Raw genomic sequence first — 1712 nt, forward strand, 5'->3', positions numbered from 1 at the left:
CTTAGTGGTCGACTTCGGAAGTCCTTCGGGGGTTGACGTGAGAGCCGATCGTGTGGGCAGTTGGCTTCAACGGTCGGCATTGATCACGTATAGATCGCAGGCGAAATCGAGGGATTCTTCCGGGCTGCCGGTGAACCAGATCTGGTCTTCGTAACCGTCCTTGCCGGCCGAGTAGACGGCCAAGCCCCAGCGGCTGGCTGAACCGCCATAGCGCAGGCGCATCAACGGCAGGATCTCGCCGTCGGTCAACTCCCCGTCGATGTAGCCGAACGACGTGCGAAAGCGCACGTGAACCGTGGCCAACTGGGGCCAGTTCTTTCTGGCGTGCTCGCGGAGCCGCTGGGCCAGGGAAGTCTTGGTGGAGGCGGGGATGACGGGCATGGCCGCCATCTTGCCGGTCTGGCGTGTCACACGCCTACCACCAGCACAGATCAGGGCATTGTCGGCAGGTCCCGATAAAGATCACTGATCGAGAGTCCGCCGGTGCCCGCCCCCCAAGCTCGCCAGATCACCCCGACCACCGCCGAACGACGACGGCTGGAGGCCCTTGCCTACTCCCGCACTGCCCCCTACCAGCAGGTGATCCGGGTTCGGATCGTGCTGGACGCGGTCCGCGGCCACTCCAACAATGAGATCTCGCACCGCCGCGGCGTGAGTGTGGACACCGTCCGGACCTGGCGCGGCCGATACGCCGAGCTCGGCCTGAACGGGCTGGCCGATCGGCGCCGGTCGGGGCGGCCGCCACGCCTCACCCCGATCCAGGTGGCCGAGGTCAAGGCGCTGGCCTGCCAACTACCGGCCGAGACAGGAGTACCGCTATCACGCTGGAGCTGCCCGGACCTGGCCGGCGAGGTCGTCGGCCGCGGCATCGCAGCGGCGATCTCGGCCTCCACCGTCCGCAGGATCCTGGCCGCCGACGCGCTCAAACCCTGGCAACACCAGTCGTGGGTCTTCATCCGCGACCCCGACTTCGCCGCCAAGGCCACCCGAGTGCTGGAGTTATACGCCCGCACCTGGGATGGCGTCCCGCTCGGCGCCGGCGAGTAGGTGATCTCCTGCGATGAGAAGACCTCCATCCAGGCCCGCTGCCGTTGCCACCCCACCCTGCCACCGGGGACCGCCCGGATGATGCGCGTCAACCACGAGTACACCCGTGGCGGCGCACTGGCCTACTTGGCCGCCTACGACGTCCACCGCGCCCACGTGATCGGGCACTGCGCCGCCAAAACCGGGATCGCACCGTTCATGACCTTGGTGGAGAAAGTCATGACGGCCGAGCCCTACGCCTCGGCCAAACGAGTGTTCTGGGTCGTCGACAACGGTTCCTCCCACCGTGGCCAGGCCGCCATCGACCGGCTGGAAAAACGGTTCCCGAACGCGGTGATGGTGCACACGCCCGTGCACGCCTCGTGGTTGAACCAGGTGGAAATCTTTTTCTCCGTTGTGCAGCGCAAGGTCGTGACACCCAACGACTTCACCAGTCTTGACCAGGTCGAAGACCGGCTCATCGCCTTCGAACGGCGCTACAACGTGACCGCCCGGCCCTTCAGATGGAAGTTCACCCCAGCCGACCTCGAGGACCTACTGGCCCGGATCGAGCGACACGAACAGAAAGAGTCCAACCTCCAGCAGCACGATCACTGCGACCATCAGCCTGCCGTACCGAACCCCGCCGCATAATCCCCGAAGGATTTACGACGCAGACCACTTAG

The 1712-nt window shown here is 65.6% G+C and carries 3 protein-coding genes; 2 read left to right on the top strand and 1 reads right to left on the bottom strand.

Features of this window, described 5'->3' with window-relative positions; all coding sequences use genetic code 11:
* Positions 1-66 precede the first annotated feature (66 nt).
* Positions 67-411 carry a hypothetical protein gene (locus Aple_RS00015; RefSeq protein ID WP_246264004.1) on the bottom strand — a complete coding sequence of 115 codons (345 nt, stop codon included), beginning with the start codon at positions 409-411 and terminating at the stop codon, positions 67-69.
* Positions 412-483: 72 nt separating this feature from the next.
* On the opposite strand from Aple_RS00015, the gene Aple_RS53030 reads away from it, so the two are divergent.
* Together Aple_RS53030 and Aple_RS53035 are read left to right on the top strand one after the other, a co-directional pair.
* Positions 484-1047, top strand: coding sequence for a helix-turn-helix domain-containing protein (locus tag Aple_RS53030; RefSeq protein WP_218038020.1), 564 nt, complete (start codon positions 484-486; stop codon positions 1045-1047).
* On the top strand, positions 1048-1680 hold the full coding sequence (locus Aple_RS53035) for a transposase (protein WP_218038021.1): 633 nt from the start codon (positions 1048-1050) through the stop codon (positions 1678-1680). It abuts the gene before it with no gap.
* Positions 1681-1712 lie beyond the last annotated feature (32 nt).

It is taken from the genome of Acrocarpospora pleiomorpha (assembly GCF_009687885.1).
Taxonomy (GTDB): domain Bacteria; phylum Actinomycetota; class Actinomycetes; order Streptosporangiales; family Streptosporangiaceae; genus Acrocarpospora; species Acrocarpospora pleiomorpha.